Origin of the sequence: Serratia oryzae, assembly GCF_001976145.1 — a bacterium.
GTDB classification, from domain to species: domain Bacteria; phylum Pseudomonadota; class Gammaproteobacteria; order Enterobacterales; family Enterobacteriaceae; genus Chania; species Chania oryzae.
The window spans coordinates 1-17983 of sequence record NZ_MOXD01000020.1; the positions used below are offsets into that span (position 1 = coordinate 1).

General features: G+C 54.2%; 22 protein-coding genes, 1 pseudogene and 1 other annotated feature. Of the genes and pseudogenes, 7 read left to right on the forward strand and 16 right to left on the reverse strand.

The features are described 5' to 3' along the window. Positions 1–302 precede the first annotated feature (302 nt). From BMI79_RS24060 to BMI79_RS21825, 3 genes and pseudogenes are all read right to left on the reverse strand, one after another. Positions 303–449, reverse strand: a complete 147-nt coding sequence (locus BMI79_RS24060; protein ID WP_167370529.1) for a hypothetical protein — start codon at positions 447–449, stop codon at positions 303–305. Continuing rightward, the gene (locus tag BMI79_RS21820) at positions 418–912 is read right to left on the reverse strand and encodes a hypothetical protein (protein ID WP_076944253.1); all 495 of its coding nucleotides are present in this window, start codon (positions 910–912) and stop codon (positions 418–420) included. The genes BMI79_RS24060 and BMI79_RS21820 overlap by 32 nt, the downstream gene beginning before the upstream one ends. 403 nt (positions 913–1315) lie before the next feature. Beyond that, positions 1316–1585 (reverse strand): annotated as a pseudogene (locus tag BMI79_RS21825) (transposase); the annotation flags it as partial. Positions 1586–1626: 41 nt separating this feature from the next. Between BMI79_RS21825 and BMI79_RS21835 the strand changes: the two are divergent. Further along, positions 1627–2867 (forward strand): IS3 family transposase gene (locus BMI79_RS21835; protein WP_125828863.1). Its coding sequence is split into 2 segments (ribosomal slippage): positions 1627–1942 and positions 1942–2867, totalling 1242 coding nucleotides; the frame shifts between segments, so codons are not numbered across the junction. Continuing rightward, positions 1935–2051: a sequence feature (AL1L pseudoknot), on the forward strand. Its footprint overlaps the gene before it by 117 nt. Continuing rightward, positions 2868–3698, forward strand: a complete 831-nt coding sequence (locus BMI79_RS21840; RefSeq protein ID WP_076944256.1) for a hypothetical protein — start codon at positions 2868–2870, stop codon at positions 3696–3698. Between the two features lie 272 nt (positions 3699–3970). Here the strand turns inward: BMI79_RS21840 and BMI79_RS21845 are convergent, their stop codons facing one another. Then, entirely contained in the window at positions 3971–4999 is a 1029-nt protein-coding gene (locus tag BMI79_RS21845) for a hypothetical protein (protein ID WP_076944257.1), read from the reverse strand. A 683-nt stretch (positions 5000–5682) separates the two neighbouring features. On the opposite strand from BMI79_RS21845, the gene umuD reads away from it, so the two are divergent. Together umuD and umuC are read left to right on the forward strand one after the other, a co-directional pair. After that, positions 5683–6105 carry a translesion error-prone DNA polymerase V autoproteolytic subunit gene (gene umuD, locus BMI79_RS21850; protein ID WP_076944258.1) on the forward strand — a complete coding sequence of 141 codons (423 nt, stop codon included), beginning with the start codon at positions 5683–5685 and terminating at the stop codon, positions 6103–6105. Continuing rightward, positions 6105–7373, forward strand: a complete 1269-nt coding sequence (gene umuC / locus BMI79_RS21855) for a translesion error-prone DNA polymerase V subunit UmuC (RefSeq protein WP_076944259.1) — start codon at positions 6105–6107, stop codon at positions 7371–7373. The genes umuD and umuC overlap by 1 nt, the downstream gene beginning before the upstream one ends. Before the next feature lie 250 nt (positions 7374–7623). Here umuC and BMI79_RS21860 read toward each other — a convergent pair whose 3' ends face one another. Genes BMI79_RS21860 through BMI79_RS21905 form a run of 10 tightly spaced genes read right to left on the reverse strand, consistent with a single transcriptional unit; the run spans position 7624 to position 15643 of the window. After that, positions 7624–8022: a hypothetical protein gene (locus BMI79_RS21860; protein WP_076944260.1), complete on the reverse strand. Its 399-nt coding sequence runs from the start codon at positions 8020–8022 to the stop codon at positions 7624–7626. Further along, positions 8019–10811 (reverse strand): conjugative transfer ATPase, encoded by a 2793-nt coding sequence (locus tag BMI79_RS21865; protein ID WP_076944261.1) that lies wholly within the window; start codon positions 10809–10811, stop codon positions 8019–8021. The genes BMI79_RS21860 and BMI79_RS21865 overlap by 4 nt, the downstream gene beginning before the upstream one ends. Next, positions 10811–11215, reverse strand: a complete 405-nt coding sequence (locus BMI79_RS21870; protein WP_076944262.1) for a TIGR03751 family conjugal transfer lipoprotein — start codon at positions 11213–11215, stop codon at positions 10811–10813. Before BMI79_RS21870 ends, BMI79_RS21865 begins: the two co-directional genes overlap by 1 nt. A gap of 10 nt (positions 11216–11225) precedes the next feature. Beyond that, a complete protein-coding gene (locus BMI79_RS21875; protein ID WP_076944263.1) occupies positions 11226–12731 on the reverse strand; it encodes a TIGR03752 family integrating conjugative element protein in 1506 nt (501 codons plus the stop codon). Further along, on the reverse strand, positions 12721–13641 hold the full coding sequence (locus tag BMI79_RS21880; RefSeq protein ID WP_083704518.1) for a TIGR03749 family integrating conjugative element protein: 921 nt from the start codon (positions 13639–13641) through the stop codon (positions 12721–12723). The genes BMI79_RS21875 and BMI79_RS21880 overlap by 11 nt, the downstream gene beginning before the upstream one ends. Next, positions 13641–14294 (reverse strand): PFL_4703 family integrating conjugative element protein, encoded by a 654-nt coding sequence (locus BMI79_RS21885; RefSeq protein ID WP_076944264.1) that lies wholly within the window; start codon positions 14292–14294, stop codon positions 13641–13643. The genes BMI79_RS21880 and BMI79_RS21885 overlap by 1 nt, the downstream gene beginning before the upstream one ends. Continuing rightward, positions 14287–14670 carry a TIGR03750 family conjugal transfer protein gene (locus tag BMI79_RS21890; RefSeq protein ID WP_076944265.1) on the reverse strand — a complete coding sequence of 128 codons (384 nt, stop codon included), beginning with the start codon at positions 14668–14670 and terminating at the stop codon, positions 14287–14289. Before BMI79_RS21890 ends, BMI79_RS21885 begins: the two co-directional genes overlap by 8 nt. A gap of 12 nt (positions 14671–14682) precedes the next feature. Continuing rightward, positions 14683–15054: a TIGR03745 family integrating conjugative element membrane protein gene (locus BMI79_RS21895; RefSeq protein ID WP_425272369.1), complete on the reverse strand. Its 372-nt coding sequence runs from the start codon at positions 15052–15054 to the stop codon at positions 14683–14685. A 44-nt stretch (positions 15055–15098) separates the two neighbouring features. Beyond that, on the reverse strand, positions 15099–15335 hold the full coding sequence (locus BMI79_RS21900) for a TIGR03758 family integrating conjugative element protein (protein WP_076944267.1): 237 nt from the start codon (positions 15333–15335) through the stop codon (positions 15099–15101). Further along, entirely contained in the window at positions 15335–15643 is a 309-nt protein-coding gene (locus BMI79_RS21905; protein ID WP_076944268.1) for an integrative conjugative element protein, RAQPRD family, read from the reverse strand. Before BMI79_RS21905 ends, BMI79_RS21900 begins: the two co-directional genes overlap by 1 nt. Before the next feature lie 300 nt (positions 15644–15943). On the opposite strand from BMI79_RS21905, the gene relB reads away from it, so the two are divergent. From relB to BMI79_RS21920, 3 genes are all read left to right on the forward strand, one after another. Continuing rightward, on the forward strand, positions 15944–16135 hold the full coding sequence (gene relB, locus BMI79_RS21910) for a type II toxin-antitoxin system RelB family antitoxin (protein WP_076944269.1): 192 nt from the start codon (positions 15944–15946) through the stop codon (positions 16133–16135). Then, the gene (locus tag BMI79_RS21915) at positions 16135–16410 is read left to right on the forward strand and encodes a type II toxin-antitoxin system RelE/ParE family toxin (protein ID WP_076944270.1); all 276 of its coding nucleotides are present in this window, start codon (positions 16135–16137) and stop codon (positions 16408–16410) included. Before relB ends, BMI79_RS21915 begins: the two co-directional genes overlap by 1 nt. Positions 16411–16512: 102 nt before the next feature. After that, complete coding sequence (locus BMI79_RS21920; RefSeq protein WP_076944271.1) at positions 16513–16845, forward strand: DUF2645 family protein; 333 nt, start codon at positions 16513–16515, stop codon at positions 16843–16845. Between the two features lie 86 nt (positions 16846–16931). Here the strand turns inward: BMI79_RS21920 and BMI79_RS21925 are convergent, their stop codons facing one another. Together BMI79_RS21925 and BMI79_RS21930 are read right to left on the reverse strand one after the other, a co-directional pair. Further along, positions 16932–17690, reverse strand: a complete 759-nt coding sequence (locus BMI79_RS21925; protein ID WP_076944272.1) for a TIGR03747 family integrating conjugative element membrane protein — start codon at positions 17688–17690, stop codon at positions 16932–16934. Positions 17691–17700: 10 nt separating this feature from the next. Then, on the reverse strand, positions 17701–17973 hold the full coding sequence (locus BMI79_RS21930) for a hypothetical protein (protein WP_083704519.1): 273 nt from the start codon (positions 17971–17973) through the stop codon (positions 17701–17703). Between the last annotated feature and the right edge of the window lie 10 nt (positions 17974–17983).

Consider the following 17983-nt stretch of genomic DNA (forward strand, 5'->3'; position numbering starts at 1 on the left):
AATGTTTTAAAGCCCTTCATGCCCAGAGCATTAGATTAGAGGTATACCTGCAATCGTCCAAAATTATTTAGTGACACCGGCCAGCGTCCAATTAATTACATTCGACAAGAAGGTCTGCTCTTCGCTCGAAGCTGCCGTAGCAAGGTGTTTGGGCTGCTATGAGCGGAAGCGGAAGTTGGCAATTATTTTCACAGCCAGCCAACCTTACTAACTGAAGGTTGTATCTAATCCTTGAGGCAGGTCAGGGGGGATTTTCTGAGGGCATAAAAAAACCCGCCGCAGCGGGTCTTAGAAATCTTTCATTACGCAACAGACTTTGCGGAGCGTTTATGTAAAGTCCCTTCTCTGCTGGCACGCTCAAAGGATGCTTTAAGCTGGCGCATGGCTTCTTTCTTGCGCTCTGCAACAGTCATTTTCTTAAGTTCGGAAACATTCGGTTTGTATGGCATAACCTCGTTCCTCCTCTCCAACATCTTTGATTACTCTATATACTACATTAGCCGGGGCTTCGTGTAAAATCCGGTCGTAGTAACGTTTCAACTTGTCATTCTCTGCTGTGGCAAGATAAGCCCTAGCCTGATAGGTGATGTAATGCTTTTCAATGATCTTCGCTAACGCCTCTGCTAGTTCATCAGTAAAGCGTCTACGCCTAGAGCATTCAGCTGGCGCGGGGGGGGTGTAAAAGTTACCACTATCAAAGTTTTCTTGTCTATCAAATTTCACATCAAAACAATTAGTTGGGACATCAAATCCAACTTCCTCGCTACGGTATTGATGGTACTCCGCATCGCTGATATCAATGGGGCTAAATATCACGATAAAATGATGATGGTCTACCGAAAACCTATAGAGATGATTTAAAAAATCTCCCTGCGGAAATTCCTCAAATTCATCGGATAGATAAGAAATCATCTGATTGTTTTTCCGTTAAATGGTCACTTATTTTACCAGAATTATGCATTACAGTGCTAAGGGATAAGAGCGCCAATTGCCGTTTTTTCATAGCTCCGCTACTCCAGCGGAATGTCGCAAATAAATGCAACACATCTACGCAGGAGTAGAGAAACAGTGCCTGCATTGAGTTACCAGCTAAATAGCTTATATGGACACCATCCCGATGCAAGTAGGGGCGGTCTTTTTCCTGACAATGTAGCCACAAACATATATTAGGCTTCGTGAGCCCTGATGAACATCCGTACTCTCAGGTGCTCATAAGCGCCATGGCTTCTAACAGCCAAGCTATTTGCCAGGTTTACAGAGAGTCGGTTCGACCTGTCAGTACATCAACTCTTTGACTTTATTTGATAAAGGCACTTCACTTCGGTATATAAACTGTTTTTTGATTCACCAGCGCCCATGCCATTCGCGCATTTTTGTTCGCCAGTGCTACAACCGCTTTATTCACGCCGCTTCGGCTGATTATTCCCTTCAGCCAGCGTTGCAGGCTGCTGCAACGCTCATCCGGGAGGTTTACGACATGATAGACCACTGAACGAGCACCATGGATAAGCAACCCTCGCAGATAACCATCCCCGCGTTTCGTTATTCCCAGGAGTCTGACCTTTCCACCGCTTGAACCACCCCGGGTTTCTTGGAGACTAAACTCTCAATGAAAGGAGATCCGAAATGACACCAAAACCCGCAAACCGTTATCCACCCGAGTTGCGTGAACGTGCTGTAAGAATGCTATTGGAACACCGTGATGAATATGCCTCTGAGCAGGAAGCCATCCGCGCCATTTCATCCAAGATAGGCTGCCATTACGATACCTTGCGGGCCTGGTTGCGCCTGTACAAAAATGACATTCGCAGTAACGCCAACGCCGTGGAGAGTGACAATGGGGGATTAATGCTCAGCGAGCGACAGCGTTTAAAAGAGCTGGAGCGTGAGAACCGTGAACTGCGTCGTAGCAATGATATCCTGCGCCAGGCCTCGGCTTATTTTGCTCAGGCGGAGCTCGACCGCCACTGGAAAAAATAATGCCACTCATCGAGCGCCTGAGTGGCGAATACGGGGTCGGGCCAGTCTGCCGTGAGCTGGATATTGCCCCGTCGACTTATTACTGGCATCGGCAACGTCAGCAGCATCCTGAACAAGGCAGCCGCAGGGAAAAACATGACATCCAGATGATTCAGGAGATAAAACGCGTTTACGAAGAAAACTACGCTGTCTATGGTGCGAAAAAAGTCTGGCGTCAGTTGCGCCGAGAGGGGGTCAGTGTTGCCCGCTGCACGGTTGAGCGACTGATGAAAGCCATGGGGCTTCAAGGTGTTCTCCGTGGCAAGTGTGTCAGGACAACGCTGAGCTGCAAAACTGAAACACCCCTTGACCGGGTAAACCGCCGGTTCGTTGCTGAACGGCCTGATCAGTTGTGGGTGGCAGACTTTACCTATGTCAGCACTTGGCAAGGGTTCGCCTATGTGGCGTTCATCATTGATGTGTTCGCCGGTATCATCGTAGGTTGGCGAGTCTCATCATCAATGAAAACGACGTTCGTCCTGGATGCATTGGAACAGGCACTGTGGGCGCGTCGCCCCAGCGGAACCATCCATCACTCAGATAAGGGCTCTCAGTATGTGTCACTGGCGTACAGCCAACGGTTACAGGAGGCCAATCTTCTGGCGTCAACAGGCAGTACGGGTGATTCCTACGACAATGCGCTGGCGGAGAGCATCAACGGCTTGTACAAAGCGGAGGTCATCCATCGTCAGAGTTGGAAAAGTCGGTCAGAAGTAGAACTGGCGACCTTGGCCTGGGTGGATTGGTATAACAATCGACGCCTGCTGGCGCGGATAGGCTATATCCCGCCGGTTGAAGCTGAAAAAGCGTATTATGCTTCCCTTGGAAACAAGAAACGGGCAGCCTGAGTGCCCAGAATTAAAACTCTCCAAAAAACTCGGGGCGATTCAGTTCCTAACCTGCAATCGCTTTATCCGGGTATTTTGGATGTCGCCGCAGAGTTTGGCGTCGATGCAGAGTGGCCGGAAATCGAAGCACTCGATGACTTCCTGTTTGAAATCGAGATTTTCGCCTCCGATTTGTCCCTGCTGGGTCATGGATTTATGCATTACTGGTTAATGCATCATTATATTGAACATGGTGATTTAGAAACGGCATTTCGCTTCAGCCAGAAGTTTGAACAGATTGCTGAACAGGTGCATACGGGGCGTTTCCGCGCCTACAACCTATTACATAAAATTGTCCTGTATTGGGCGATAGAAAGAAAAATGCAGCATAATCAATTTGACAATGATGTCTCGCAGTTGATAATGACGCTTCCTGATGAGATATTCTTCCTGTCGTTAAAGAGTGAAAAAGGATTCACATTTTTTTCCCGGCTGGATGACAACGAGCAAATGCTATTGCGCCTGTTCAGGGAGTTTAACCTGCACCATGTCAACCATCAGGTCGATCCGTTACAGAAACTGACGGAAATAATGCAAGTGGCGCTGACTGTCTGCGAAGACAATCGCAGCACCACAACGGAGTTATTCCCCGCTTTTAAAAAAGGGTTGAGTAAAAACATCCTACGTACGCAACATGCCCTGCCTTTCACCAAGCGGTTAACCTATAGCGATGCGGTTGAGATACTGGAAGATCTTTATTTCCTGGCGGGGTTAAACCTTGATGACACGATCATGAGATTTCAGCGCGATCCCCGCTGCAAAGAACTGGTTCTAGCATTAGGTAGTCAGTAAATGCGCGATTTTATATTCCCCTTTTGTGGCAATCAACTGCTTATTATTTGGAAATTTAATGACAGGATTTTATGCGGCCACTGAAATTCATCTCAGCATCACTACATCCAATCCCTAAATATTGGTAAAGATGGGGTCAGCTTGGAAAATGGAAAATATCCTATGTTAAGCATGTTTCTTAAGCAGGAATAACAGATCGGTTTGAGCGAAGAGCGGAAGTAGTCACTTTTGTGGCCTGCTCTCACGAAAGTGACTACAGAAACAGTTGCAATTCATAGTGACTTATCAATCAGTTGTTGTATTATCGGGTCACTCAAAGCTTCATTATGTAAGTAGTTATTGTATTCATTAGATTTCTCTATTTCTGAGAACATATCCCCAAAGATCAAGCCTGCTGTATCCACATTTGGTAATAATTTATCTAGGTACAACTTCGTAATCCCCATACTATTTGTTATCAATTTTTGACTTTCAATTTTCAGATGAGGATACCCATCTGAAATAAACACATTGAAGCTATCCAGCAAGTTGAGTGCTCTAATCGCGGGATGAGGATGCCAGTTCTTTTTGGTATAAAATTCCATCGGGTTAGGTTTAAGAGGTTCTTGCCATTGCCCAACTAAGCCATAATTGAACAACACTCTAGTAATAAATAAACTACCTAATGCACAATATATTAATGCTAAAAACTCACCATCAGTTCGAAAGCCAAACTTTCTAAGAATACTTGCAGCATATAGCACAACTTTGTTAGCGGCACTTTTATCAGCATCGTATTCTAGAATATGTTTTTTAAGATCGAAAGGTCGTTCAAAACAATTCTCTGTAAGATGATTGTCTGTTTTATCTTTGATTACATTAAACTGGAGTAAATGACGAAATTCATGATGGAACGTAAAGTGAATTGAGCAATCAAGCATGAACTTACTAAATGAGAAGTTTTCGTTTTTATATAACGATGCAAAGCCATCTGAAACACTTTCATTATTTAAAAATGCAGCAAATATTAAACTATCAAAAAAGTCTTTCTTGAATTTATTTCCAATAAGAATAGGATAACCTTTAGTGATCCCCATAATATTATAACCATTACGTTTTGTAGCAAAAGCGTTACATGTTGTAGAGTTATCTATATAAAAAATGACAGGTTCTATCCCATAGAGTTCAGCATTTGTACTGATAAGTTTCTCAAATTCACCTTCGAAATACTTGTATACTTCGAAATTGTTGTCTTCATGCTCATTGATATTTAACGTATCCAATCCCAACCCTTCGATAATTTCATTTTTGCTCTTAATCAAAGTTTCACCGTTTGAATTTGTCAATAAAGAGAACAGTTTGTTCGTCAGTGTGCGTGTCTATCTCATTATATCAGAGATCACGAAAGTAGTTAACTTTTTGTATCAAGAAATCGTCAAGCCTCTATAAAGCATACTGCTTGAAAATGAATGGTCAGTTATTTCCATTACTAACTTAGCACCGCACACATATATATGTTTAGTAATACCATTAAATATAATGATTACACTATTTCTTGCCCCCTCGGATTTCTTGACACCAGTTCTGCGACACGTGCTATCAGTGCATCAATTCAAGCCATTAACGCCTCATAATGTAGCGCTGACCAGCTACCCGTTGATTAACATATTGTGATGCCAGCAATGTCTGCTCATGGCACATAACAGCCACATGCTACATATCCTGGCTCGCAAACGGCGAACGCCGCGTCTATAAAACGCTCATTAATCACTTTAAGTGATAAGAATGATACCCGCAGTTGAAATCCCCAAAATGGCCACTACATAACTCATGCTGCCCCGTACCGGCTTCGTGATGTTCGTCTAGGGTTGAACATCGGGAAGGGCAGCAGCCAAAAACTTTCTTTCTTTAGCGATCAATCTCATACCATTCTCCGAATAAATTCACCTTTTACCCACCATTTCTCATATCTATACTGTATATAAAAACAGTAAAGAGCCGTGCCATGAAAATCTCATTTCCAACACCAACCCCGATAAAACTCAACATCCCACTGTTCTCTGACAAAGTACCTGCGGGTTTTCCTTCACCGGCGCAGGACTACATACACAAGCGCATCGACCTGAACGAGTATTGTATCAGCCACCCCAACGCCACTTACTTCCTGTTGGCATCGGGTGAAAGCATGCTCGAGGCCGGTATCACGGACGGTTCAATGCTTGTGGTTGATCGCAGTATCACCGCTGAGCATGGCGACATTGTGATCGCCAGCCTCGGCGGTGAGTTCACCGTCAAGCGGCTATGTTTGCGGCCGGTTGCCCAGCTTGAGCCGATGAACCCTAAATACCCGCCTATACCACTGCAAGATGGTGGTGATGGAATAGAAGTCGTTGGGGTGGTGGTATCAACCATCACGAGGCTGAAATAGTGTACGCCCTGGCTGATGTGAACAGCTTCTATGCGAGCTGCGAAACACTGTGGCGGCCAGACTTACGCGGGCGGCCCGTGGTGGTGCTGTCGAATAACGATGGTTGCGTGGTGGCCCGCAACAAAGAGGCAAAATTGCTGGGGCTTGAAATGGGCGGCCCCTACTTCAAGATCAAAGAAAAATTTGAGCGTGCCGGAGGCGTCGCTTTCAGTAGCAACTACGAACTGTATGCCGACATGTCTGCCAGGGTGATGGCCGTCCTGGAAGAAATGGTACCGCGTATTGAGATTTACTCTATTGATGAAAGCTTTCTCGATCTGACCGGCGTGCGTCATTGCATTGAGCTTGAAACCTTTGGGCGGCAGATCCGCGCCCGCGTTCTAAAGGATACCGGGCTGACGGTGGGCGTTGGCATCGCGCAAACCAAAACGCTGGCAAAGCTGGCAAATTTTGCGGCCAAAAAGTGGGATAAGACCGGTGGCGTTGTCGATCTCTCCAATCTGGCGCGGCAACGTAAGCTGATGGCCATGGTGCCCGTGGAAGAGATTTGGGGCATCGGCAGGCGGATAGCGAAAAAGCTGAAGCTAATGGGGATCGGATCTGCGCTGCAGTTGGCCGATGCCAGTACTGCGATGATCCGCAAGCATTTCAGCGTGGTGATCGAACGAACGGTGAGGGAGTTGCGCGGCGAACCCTGTTTTGCCCTTGAGGAATTTGCAGCAACCAAGCAGCAGATCATCTGTTCCCGTTCTTTTGGCGATCGCATCACGGAGTACGCGCACATGCGCCAGGCGATTTGCATGTACGCAACGCGTGCGGCGGAAAAATTGCGCGAAGAACGCCAGTATTGTCGGCACGTGAGCGCCTGGATTAAGACCAGCCCCTTCTCCCCCCATGAACCTTATTACGGTAATTCGGCCAGCGTGCAGTTAAACACCCCCACGCAAGATACACGCGACATCATGGCCACCGCGTTGCGCTGCCTGGACGCGATTTGGCAACCCGGCCACCGATACCAAAAAGGGGGCGTGATGCTGCAAGATTTTTTCAGCCACGGCGTGGCGCAGTTGGGGCTGTTCGATGAAGACAAGCCCCGGGCTAATAGCGAGCAACTGATGGGAGTTTTGGACCGCATCAACCAGTCAGGTCGCGCCAAAATCTGGTTTGCCGGACAGGGGACAGAGCAGGTGTGGACGATGAAGCGCGACATGTTGTCTCCAGCGTATACGACCAGGATCAGCGATTTGCCTTTGGCAAGGGTGTATTGACCCACGGTTTTTTCTGGTCCGTCGTGAAGCGAAGGCGAAAGCTGTCATGGAAGTCATCATGAAGCCTATCGTATTTACTCCAGATGCAGACCTGGCGACAGTTTTTTCGTGCCAACTATCCCTTTTTAGGCATAAACAAAGAACAGGGGATACGCGCAATGACAAAAAGCCAGTGCTCGACGGAGACTAAAAAATAAATCGGCCCGATGGCCGACTTATAAACAGACAGAACAGGCAGGTACCAGACCGACTAATTCGTTTTTATACCCAACCGCGCCGCCAACTGCGTCACCAGGTACACCGCATCGACCGCATCCGGCAGATTGATATACCAGCGCGGGGCCTGGGCATAATCCTGCGGGGTAGGCAAACGCAGCGTGCCGGTGATGGTCAGCAACAGATTAACGCAGTCATCGGCTCCGGTCAGTTTCACCGCCACACAGCTGTGATGCCCCACCCGGTGCGGCGAACAGGTGATAGTGAGCACTGACGGGGTACGTGCCTGGACCTGTTTGCACAACTCAGCCAACTGCTCGGCATGGGCCTCACTGATACGCGGGTTACCCTGCGGCGGGGCCTCAAACAGCACCCCGCCGTCCTGGCCGTCACCGGCGATTATCTCCAGTACCGTCTTTTTCAACTGCATCATTCTGCCGCCTTAGCGATACCGCGAGCCACGTCCAGTTGGTGAGCAATCTGTTTCGCTGCAGCCAGTTCCGTCACCCCCTGTGCCTGCATAATTGCCCGACGTGCCGCCTTCTCTTCCTTCTCGGTCATCCCGAGCGCCAGATACAGACTCGGCGGCACTGCCCGGAACAGCGCCTCGATGCGGCTGGCCAGCACCACCCCTTCGGTATAACAACGGGGGGTTTTGGTGGCTGACAGCAACATCGCCTTCTGCTCTGCCGTCAGCTTCTTGAACCGGGCAATTTCCTCCACCTCTTCCGGCGGCATCACCAGGCATAACCACCATTCAATCATGTTGAGCATCTTCTTCGAGGTGTCAGGGAAATCCTCCAGGTTCTGCGTCGCCAGCCACAACCAGGCCCCGAGTTTTCGCCACATCTTCACTATCTTGACCACGAACGGGGCCAACAGCGGGTTGGTGGTGATCATGTGGGCTTCATCGGTCGCAAACACGATTTCCCGGTCGAGGAACTGGTCACGCTCAGCGATATTGTTGATGGTGTTCACCAGCGAGGTATAGGCCACCGCCAGCGCTGCCTCGTACCCTTCCCGCGCCAGCGTCCCGAGGTCAATCAACGTCACATCGGCTTCCGGCCAGTTCTCTCCGGGGCGGTCAAACAGCTCACCCAGGAACCCCTGCATAAACACGCCCAGCGATTCCCCCATGTTCTGCGCCCGGGTACGGCGCACTTCGGGGCGAGCCTCATCTGAAGCAAACTGGTACAACGCCGCCTGCAGGTCGCCGGTGATCATCTGCCGTCCCTGGTCATAGGCGGTTTTCGCCGCCGCCAGGATGGCCTCTCGCATCATGCCGCGGTCGGCCCGCTCCAGCTTGGCCTCTTCCTTGGCTTCACCGCCGGTGATCATCAGTCGCGCCACGATTTCCAGCTCGCCCAGGATGTCACGCTCCTCATCGTCATCCTCGTCACTCTCCTCGGTCTCGATACGCTCGCTCAGTTCCTCTTCGCTCACCATGGCGGCAGGCGTTTCAATCAGCCGGTGCGCATCGGCAAACGGCGCTAGCGAGATGCCGCACCCCGGCTTGATGCTGACCTTGTTTACCGTCAGCCCCAGCTCTTCGCAGTAGTCGGCAAACAGGCCGAAGGAGTTACCGGCCTCGGCGATAAACAGCCTTGGCCGGTGGATGGCCATCAACTGCGCGAACAGGCTGTTGAGCGTGGCGGATTTCCCCGAACCGGTGGGACCAAACAGCACCAGATGGGCATTCTTGGCACGGTCCTGGCTGTTGAGTGGATCAAAGGTCAACGGCGCACCGCCCCGGTTAAAAAAGGTAAAGCCGGGATGGCCGGTGCCGGTATCCCGGCCAAACACCGGCAGCAGGTTGGCCATGTGCTGCACAAAGGTCAGGCGGGTGTACCAGTGTTTCCTGTCGTGCATCGGGTTAAAGCACATCGGCAAGGTGCGCAGGTAGCCGTTGAGCGGGGCCACATCAAACTCCGGCTTCACCGGCTGCAGCCCGGCGTTCAGCAGTACCGCCGTCAGGTCGCGCTGGCGGGCGTTCAACACCTTGAGGGTCGGGGCCTTCAGGTAAAACGTCATGCTGCCCCGGTACAGCTTGTGCTTTTCCCCCAGGTAACGCTTGGCGGTCTCCGAATCTTCCCGCACCCGCTCCGACTCGGTATTTTCACCAATCGCGTTCTTCGCCAGGTGATTAAAGCGCTCTTCCAGCACGTCCTGGGGCTGAACCACCAGGGTCAACGAGACCACCGTGCCTTCCGGCAGCAGGTCCATCAGCGCATTGATATTCTCCCCCTTACGCGTCTCGCCGGTGAGGTGCCCCACGGTGGGAGCCCGGCGCAGCCGGTCAATGGTGATGGCCTTGTGCGGCACCTCGTCAAACCACCACACCCCGCGCTCCACGTCCGAACGGGGTGGGGAGAACAGCACGGTTTCGCTAAAGTCGTTTTCTACCGGTAACACCCCGCGTTCGTTATCCTGGTGCGCGGCCGTGCGATACAAGGTCTCTTTGTCGATCCAGTCCGGCGCGGGGTTGAACCAGCGCAACAGCCAGGCGTGGATCTGCTCGCCGTTCTGCCGGGCCGCCACCACGCCCGCCCCCGCCAGTGCCGATGACAGTCGCTCACACACCTGGTTCAGCGCTTCTTCCGGGGGGTGGGGTTCACGCAGTGCCGGATTGATATAGCGGTAGACCACCATCCGGGTCCGGCGTTGCTGGCCGCGCCAGGGTGCGCCGGTGATCGCCTTGTCAATAAACAGCCCGGTGGGAACCGCAATCCCGCGCATGTGCCGCTCCATCTCGCTGAGGTAAGCCTCGGTAAACGCAGTGCCCTGCGCCCAGGGCTTGACGTAACCACGCAGTTTATCCAGGTATTCGGTGACATCGGTTTCATCCTGGCAATAAAACTGCACCACCCACGGGTGGCTATCCCGCTCCTCAAAACTGTCCTGCAGCGCGTCTTCCACCACGTCGCGGATCTCCTCCAGCCGCTCCGGCGTCCGGCCCTCGGTGCCCACCGGCACAATCTCGAACACCGCCCCCACCGAGACGCCGTCATCGAGCAACAGGCACTGGCTGCGCGGCAGGTACTCGGCCCACGGCAGGTAATCCACAAACGTCGGGTTGTTCGGGTAAAGGGCCCTTTCCTCGGCCACCGTCAGCTTGCCGGTTTTCACCTGCGGCTCACGCGCCAAGACCGCCGTATCCAGGCCATCGTCTTCTGCTGCGGGAGCTTGTTTGCCGATTTTCTTCTTGCTAAATAATGAGAACATTACAGCGCCTCCGTACGTTCACCCGGCAGTGCATACTGCACCCCACTATAAAACGGGAATACCGAGCTGTAACCCGGTACCGGCGCGGGCACATTTCCCGCCAGGTGCGGGTAGATGTAAATCACCATATCGGGGTTGGGCAGACGTGGGAACACCTGCTGGATTTCGTTTTCTGCCGTGCGGGTATAGCTCTCCTCGATAGTCTGACGGGCAACGCTGTCGTCATCACTCAAACCCCGGCGTAAGGTACTGCGGGCCTCGGTGGCCGTCCGTGCCGACGAGCCCTTGTTCTGCCACAGTTCCAACATGGTGGCATCCCCCGGTGGCAACATTTCATCTTTGGTGGTACTGCAGCCGGTCAACAGGATGGCCAGGCAAAATAACGCTAACAGTCGCTGTTTCATCTCATGTTCCTCAGTCCAGCCCATGCTGCTGGCGCATATCAAACTCGTACCGGACCTTGCGGCCCTGCTCTTCATAGTCAATCGGGATTTGGCGGGTGATATGCACCGCCACCTGTGCGCCTGGTGGCACATACACGGCATCGAACATCTGGCCGTAACGGGCCTTGACCCACTGAGCCAGTTCGTTGGTGCCACCCGACAACGCCTTGCCCAACGCCGCCTGCCCGGCACTGCCGGTCAAGGTGCTGGTGACCGTGGTGCCGTCCACCGAGGTGGTGGTCTGGCTGTTGGCCATCGCATCCGCCGCCGCACCGGCCCCCGACAACGCGAACAGGGTCGGCAGGTAGGTCGAGGCGTTGGACTTGCGCTCCCCGGACAGGCACGGCACGCCGTTTTCATCGGACAACCAGCCAATGCTGCCCGCGTTTGTCTTGCCATTGCTGCCATCGCTGGATTTGGCCGGAGACGGCACGGTACGCACGGTGCCATCGGTAAAGACAAAGGTAATGGAATGCACTTCGCCCCGGACACAGGACAATACCCAATCACCGGTGGCGGTGCCGGAGACAATCGCCCCTTCCACGTCCGGCAGTTCGATGCCGTTGGCGGTCAGGTTCTCCTTGCCGATAAGCACCTTGAACGGGTAGGGGTCAGTCACCTTGCCGTCTATCGGCACCCGGCCCAGCAACGCGGTCATGCCGCGACTGCCAATCAGCGTCGAGTTCTCCGGCAGCGTATACACCGGGGTCGCCTCCTCGATGGCCTGCTGATTCTTCGCCGCCCGGTCCAGTTCCGCTTTCTGGCGGCTGATTTGATTGTCATCCAGGCTGGCAAACGAGCTCGGGAACTGGAAACTGCCGGTACCTGCCGCCGTGCCCACGGCAGCGGCCCCGATGACCGGCTTGCCGTTGCGGTCAAGCTGCACCGCGTCCTGTGGCTCAATCCACATCACGCCGCCGCTGACGGTGCCCGTGGTAACATCACCGCCCTCCAGGCCCAGCCCAATCGGCAAATCCCCCGACTGGCTCTGCCCAGATGCGGATGACCCTGCCGTCAATGGCTGGCCTGCCGTGCCGCCTATACCGCCCGCGCTTTTCAGGTTGTCAATCAGCATGGCCAGACGCTGCTGCTCGGCCTGCAGTTTTTGCCGGGCCTGAGCCTCTTCCTGTTTCGCCACATTGACCGCATCACGAATGCGGTTATCCACATTCACCCCGCCTTCCTTGAGAGTGGCGTTCTCTTCCGACAACGTGACATTCTGCCGCTCCAGACTGGTCTGCTTGTCCTGGATGACCTTCAGACGCGCCACCAGGGTGCGCAGGGTGTCTTCAGGGGTATCCCCCTCGATGCCCAGTATCTGCAGCTCTTCATCGGTCAAATCGGCCACCGCGCTCGACTTCACCACCGATGACTCCTGTGCCGGGCCTGAACCACAGGATTTCACGCCGATGGTCACGGCAATAAACAGCACCACCGGCACCAGGACTTTCAGCAAGGTATTGGATTTAATTTGCATGAGTCTGCCCTCCTGACGCGGTTCGCGCCTTGCCCTTCACGCTCGGGGCAACCGGCTCTGGCAAGAACGCCGCATCCGGGCGGCCCTGCATCACCAGGTACAGCGTGGTGGTGTCTTCCGGCGTACCGGCCGCACCGAGCCAACGGTGTTGAAAGGTGGCCGCCGTGAAATTGCCCTGCAGTCGGCGCGGGTCGAGCACCACCTTGCCCCACCGCTGGTTGGTCAGCTTCAGCGCCACCACGTTGACCCCCTGCACGCCCCAGGCCGCTAATGGGCGCACCGTGACCGGCTCGGAGGGCAGCAGTGAGGTCATGTTTGCTGGCAAACCGTGCGAAATGGCATGCACGCCGGGCAACGGCTCAAGGGTGCGCAGAGGGGCATACAGGCTTTGCGCCGCGTAGCGGGTCAGCGCAATCGGCAACGGGGTGGTGATACGCGGGGCCTGCTCTTTCGCGGACGTCTTACCCTTGGGTATCGCGGCTTCATCACTGCTGACCGAGGTGTTGTTGCTGGCCGTGGCACTGGAGACCTCGCCCTGGTAGACCAGGCTCACTGGCTCACGCACCTGCTTGCCCTCCAGGGCAGTGATATCCAGCAGGATAAGCTCGCCATTCTCCACGTCCTGCAATTGCAGTCGCGTGGTGGCAAAGGCTCTGTTCGCCTGCAGGTAGACCGCCCCGCCGGTACTCTGCACCCGGAGTTTGCCATTCAACTCCGGGGGGAAACCCACACGCACATTCTTGTTCACAAACACAATGCGTTCCTGCCCCACGGTCAGCGGCACCTGCAGCGGGATACGCTCCCACTTCATCAGTTCTACCGCCTCGACCGGCAAAGGGACACTCAATGCGCCTACCGCACCCAGCAACGCCAGGCACAGCGGCAGATAATGACGATGTTTTATACGCATCAGAACAGTCCTTTCTTCTCAACCGGCGCGGCCGGGGCCGCTTCCAGGCGTTGCGGAATATCGGCGTAGCAGTCCAGGGCCAGACCAAACGGGTTGGCTTCCGGGTTCTGGTCCCAACGCACTACCTTCAGCGGGTAACGCACCAGGGCACGCTTGACCGGCTCGGTGTGGTAATACTCGTCGGCCACCAGATCCAGACGCACAATCCAGCTGTCACGGCTCACCACCGTGACGCTGTCATCCTTGTAACCGCGACCCGGCACCTCCGAGATCCCCCGCACACGCTCACGCAACTCCCCGGCAGACTTGCGCTGTTTTGCATCCTTGTTCAGCCATTCTTCACAGGTGGGCGTCAGGTAGGCAGACAGCGTGCTGATGCGGTACGGGTAGTCGGTATTGCCGTCTTTAGGCCAGGAGTTCAGTTGCTGGAAGATGTAAAAGGCAAAGCTGTAGACGGTGGACGGGTGAACCTCCCACCAGGCGCGGGTCGAGCCCGAGCGCAGGTCGGGCGGGTTATGAACGGTCAGGTTGCGTGGCGACAGCATCCAGCCGGCGATAGCCACCATCAACAGCACCAGCAGCACGCCGCAGGCCCCGCGCAGGGTGGCAATATGGCGGTCACGCGCATTGACCGCACTTCGGTACTTACTCATCAAACTCCTCCTGAAACTGGCGAATGACCGGCGTTGAACGGCGCAATGCCCAGGTCTGGCTACGGTGTATCAAGTGGGGATTGCCCAGCCGCTGGCGACTCAGCCACAGCTCAACGCGCCGGTACAGATAGTTCTCCGGCTTGCCGCGCTTGAAGCGGGACATCAGCTTGCCGCCGAAGAACACCGTAAACAGCGGCATCAACAAACTGACGGTCGGAAATGCCAGCCAGCCGATAAACGGCGCAAAGGGTATGGCGACCACCAGGCCGCCCAGTACGCTCAACCCCGCGGTCATAAACAGCTCTGGCGTGGTGAAGCCTTTGAACACCACAGGCTCGGCGTTGAGCCTGTCAGGCAAAAACGTGATGGTCGCCATACCGTGCCTGCCTTAACCGACGATGACCGTGGCGGCTTTGGTGGCCAGCCAGATGACCGCCACGACCAGCACGATACCGACCACAACCAGCATGCCGAACTTGGCCCAGGTGGAACGCCCCTGCTGGACTTCCGCAAACGTCGCAATGATGGAATTCGCCACGACCAGCAGCGCCACGGCGGCCAGGATAAGGCCCCCCAGCACAATGCCATCGTTGAGGTAGCCGGAAATCTGGCCGTAGAACGAACTGTCGGTACTGGTTTTAGGGCCTTCCACGGTGGGCAGAGCGGCCTGGGAAGACGTCACCGCCGTCAGGGCCAGCACGGTGGCCCCTTGGCGGACGCGGTGAGTCAGACGACGGGCGGAAGCGAAAAGAGACTGCAGATTCATGATGGTTTCCTTACAAAGGGATAAAAGAGATAACGTGATTAACTGGCGAACAGATACACACTGACCAGCAGCAGGATGACGACACGGACCACAAAGCGTTGCAGTGCAGACGCTTTAATGTTGCCTGCCGCATAGCCCCGATAGACGTGAACCAGCCCCCACCCGGCCCACAACGTCAGTACCGCTATCAGCGAACCGATAAACAGCAGGTTCAGGACGGCGGGTTCGACGTTGCTGGCAGCGGCTCTAAACGCGGCGGTCTGGGCGTCATTCATTACCGACGCTCCTGGCGGTATTGCCCGGAGAGCGACGATGGGGTGGGTTGCGCGCGGGAGGGTTCGAGGTAAAACGCAATCCCCCGGCGCATCGTGTTGACGTCCTGAGTGGCCCGCAGGTAGTCAAAGTGAAAACGCCCGGACTGACCGTCCTGAACCGCCACCACACGGGCGCGTTCCAGGCTGGCCTGCACCTGGTCCAGTTGCTTCATGACCAGGGCCAACTCGTCTTTCTCACCGGCCTGCACGGACAGCGCGGTGCACAGACAACCTGCAAGGCACAACGCCCGCAGCGGTGCTATGTGCATGGGAACCTCCTTTTCGAGTAATGGATGCAAGGCAGAGAGTGGCGAAAAGGAGCAGCAGGGTCAGCAAACAACTAGAAGGGGGATTGTGAAAATTTAGGCAGGTGTCAACAGTGTGGCGCGGGCCGCGCCATCGGGGTTCTTTGCCACCCCGGCACAAGCCCGCTTGTGCGCCCCGCAGGCAGGGAGAAAGGAACAGAAAGACGCACAGGCTTGCTATTCTGTCCCTTTCTCCCCGCTTGGTCTGAACAACGGAACAGGCTATACTGGTTAAAAGGTCAGCAGAATAAGGAGCGAGCCACCATGACAACCAAACTGTCCCCCATCGTGTCAGAGTTTGATACGCAAGAGCAGGCAGACAGCTATGACCGCTGGTTCCGTGCCAGAGTGGAAGCGGCGATGAACAGTACAAAACCCCGCATTCCCCACGATGAAGTGATGGCGGGTGCCTGGAAGATTATCGAAGAGGCTAAAGCAAGAAGGAAACAGGCTTGATGTTACCGGTCAAATGGACTGACGATGCCCGAACTGCACTCTACACGTTAATCGCCTTTATCGCCGAACAGAACCCTTTCGCTGCCGAGTCTTTACTGCATCGGATTGAGGACTCAACGCTTCCAGCAACAGAACATCCCTATATTTTTCGTCCTGGTCGAGTTCCTGGTACACGAGAAATCGTCGCTCACCCCAACTATATCGTTGTGTATCGGGTACTGGTCGATTGTATTGAGGTACTTGATGTTCTACACGCTCGCCAGGAATACCCCTAAGAAACCGTTTAAAAAGAAGTAAAACAGCCCCCTCGACGAAAGCTGTTCTTGTAGATCAAATCAGGCACCACATCAGAAAACTTCTGGGACTGAACACCTGACATGAGAATAGATAAAGAGAAAGTAATCGATATCGTTTCCATAGTGGGATATTTTGCATTTGCCTATCTTGCCATTGAATTCTTCTCGATCAACAAATACGACTGGATGCTGGAACCAGGGGACAGCGTCTGCAGTATCCCTCATCAGTCATTCAGTAACCGTACCCTCCAGGCGGGCATCGCAGCACTCTTTCTGATAACCCCTCTACTGATTGCGTTACTGCGCAATCTTTACATTCGCGACCGCTATAAGACGGGGTATTACGCGACTGGAATATTGGGGGTTACTCTCTACGGTGGGTGGGTATTCTTTGGTCGACTTGTAGTGTGTTAATGCATCAAGGCCTTAGCATCATCGACAATCGCAGCCACCATCCCACAGGGATGGTGGCTGCTCTGCGGAGAAGCTTCCAACCGCACTCAGAGGTACTTTTTGAATGACCCCATCGTCACCGAGATTGCTAATCCCATCAGTAGCGCAGCAGGCAGCAACAGCAGATTCGGATAGACCGAGAACGGTGCAGACAGGTACAGCACGCAGGGGATATACACCGCCGGTTTCACAAACCGCTTGGCATGGTGATACAAAAAACTCGACTCATACCCGGCACCGTAGCGCCGCAAATCGCGTCTCACCATCCCGTCCACAATCCCCACCAGGGCCACCAGAACGAACAGCGGCACCGACAGCACCAGAATGGTCACCCGCATCAGAAACACCAGGGTGACATACATGGTGGCCATCAGGTATTCCCGCGCCGTTTGAAGCAGCCAGGCCCCGCCGACATTCAGGCCATCCGTCAGCGCATTGCCGCTGTTGCCGGACTGTGCCGACTGTAGCCAGCCCAAAAAACCACTGTTCACAAACAACCACTGATAACCCAGCGCTATCCAGGTACTCACCGTGGTCACCGGTGCAGACAGCAGCAGGCTACGGGTAAACCCTGCCGAGAAATAACCGCTTTCCGTCACCATCACCGCACGGCTGTGTTCGGCCCCCTGCTCCGGCCAGAAAAAGGCAATGCCGATGTACTCCACGATCAGACTGAACAACAGGGAGACCAGCAACATGCCGACGACTCGCCAGGGCATGTCCCACAATACCGTCGTCAGCAGGCCGGGCCGCTTGGGCGGTGCAGTTTGCTGAACCGGTTGCGGGGAAGAAGATGTTTGCGCCATCACGTTCTCCTTAATGCAGCCCCAGGGCTTCCAGCTCACACTGCAGCAACATGGGTTCGCCATACACCGTTACCCAGATCCCCACCCGATCCGGCGGACAAGGCTCCTGTTCACGGCGGGCATCAAATCCCAGTTGGTTTAATGCCGCCAGGATCTCCGGCACGAAAGGGGTTAAACAGGGTAGGCTGTTTAACACCATCAGGATCTCCCCCGGCACCTCGGCGGGGCCACCCAGACGGGGGCAGAATACCTTGACGGCGCGGACACGGTACTGTTGTTTCACACTTTGCTCC

Coding starts and splice junctions, on each gene's coding strand:
- BMI79_RS24060 (WP_167370529.1), bottom strand. CDS start 449: ATGCCATACAAACCGAATGTTTCCGAACTTAAGAAAATGACTGTTGCA.
- BMI79_RS21820 (WP_076944253.1), bottom strand. CDS start 912: ATGATTTCTTATCTATCCGATGAATTTGAGGAATTTCCGCAGGGAGAT.
- umuD (WP_076944258.1), top strand. CDS start 5,683: ATGAAAATCTCATTTCCAACACCAACCCCGATAAAACTCAACATCCCA.
- BMI79_RS21860 (WP_076944260.1), bottom strand. CDS start 8,022: ATGATGCAGTTGAAAAAGACGGTACTGGAGATAATCGCCGGTGACGGC.
- BMI79_RS21865 (WP_076944261.1), bottom strand. CDS start 10,811: ATGTTCTCATTATTTAGCAAGAAGAAAATCGGCAAACAAGCTCCCGCA.
- BMI79_RS21870 (WP_076944262.1), bottom strand. CDS start 11,215: ATGAAACAGCGACTGTTAGCGTTATTTTGCCTGGCCATCCTGTTGACC.
- BMI79_RS21875 (WP_076944263.1), bottom strand. CDS start 12,731: ATGCAAATTAAATCCAATACCTTGCTGAAAGTCCTGGTGCCGGTGGTG.
- BMI79_RS21880 (WP_083704518.1), bottom strand. CDS start 13,641: ATGCGTATAAAACATCGTCATTATCTGCCGCTGTGCCTGGCGTTGCTG.
- BMI79_RS21885 (WP_076944264.1), bottom strand. CDS start 14,294: ATGAGTAAGTACCGAAGTGCGGTCAATGCGCGTGACCGCCATATTGCC.
- BMI79_RS21890 (WP_076944265.1), bottom strand. CDS start 14,670: ATGGCGACCATCACGTTTTTGCCTGACAGGCTCAACGCCGAGCCTGTG.
- BMI79_RS21900 (WP_076944267.1), bottom strand. CDS start 15,335: ATGAATGACGCCCAGACCGCCGCGTTTAGAGCCGCTGCCAGCAACGTC.
- BMI79_RS21905 (WP_076944268.1), bottom strand. CDS start 15,643: ATGCACATAGCACCGCTGCGGGCGTTGTGCCTTGCAGGTTGTCTGTGC.
- relB (WP_076944269.1), top strand. CDS start 15,944: ATGACAACCAAACTGTCCCCCATCGTGTCAGAGTTTGATACGCAAGAG.
- BMI79_RS21915 (WP_076944270.1), top strand. CDS start 16,135: ATGTTACCGGTCAAATGGACTGACGATGCCCGAACTGCACTCTACACG.
- BMI79_RS21920 (WP_076944271.1), top strand. CDS start 16,513: ATGAGAATAGATAAAGAGAAAGTAATCGATATCGTTTCCATAGTGGGA.
- BMI79_RS21925 (WP_076944272.1), bottom strand. CDS start 17,690: ATGGCGCAAACATCTTCTTCCCCGCAACCGGTTCAGCAAACTGCACCG.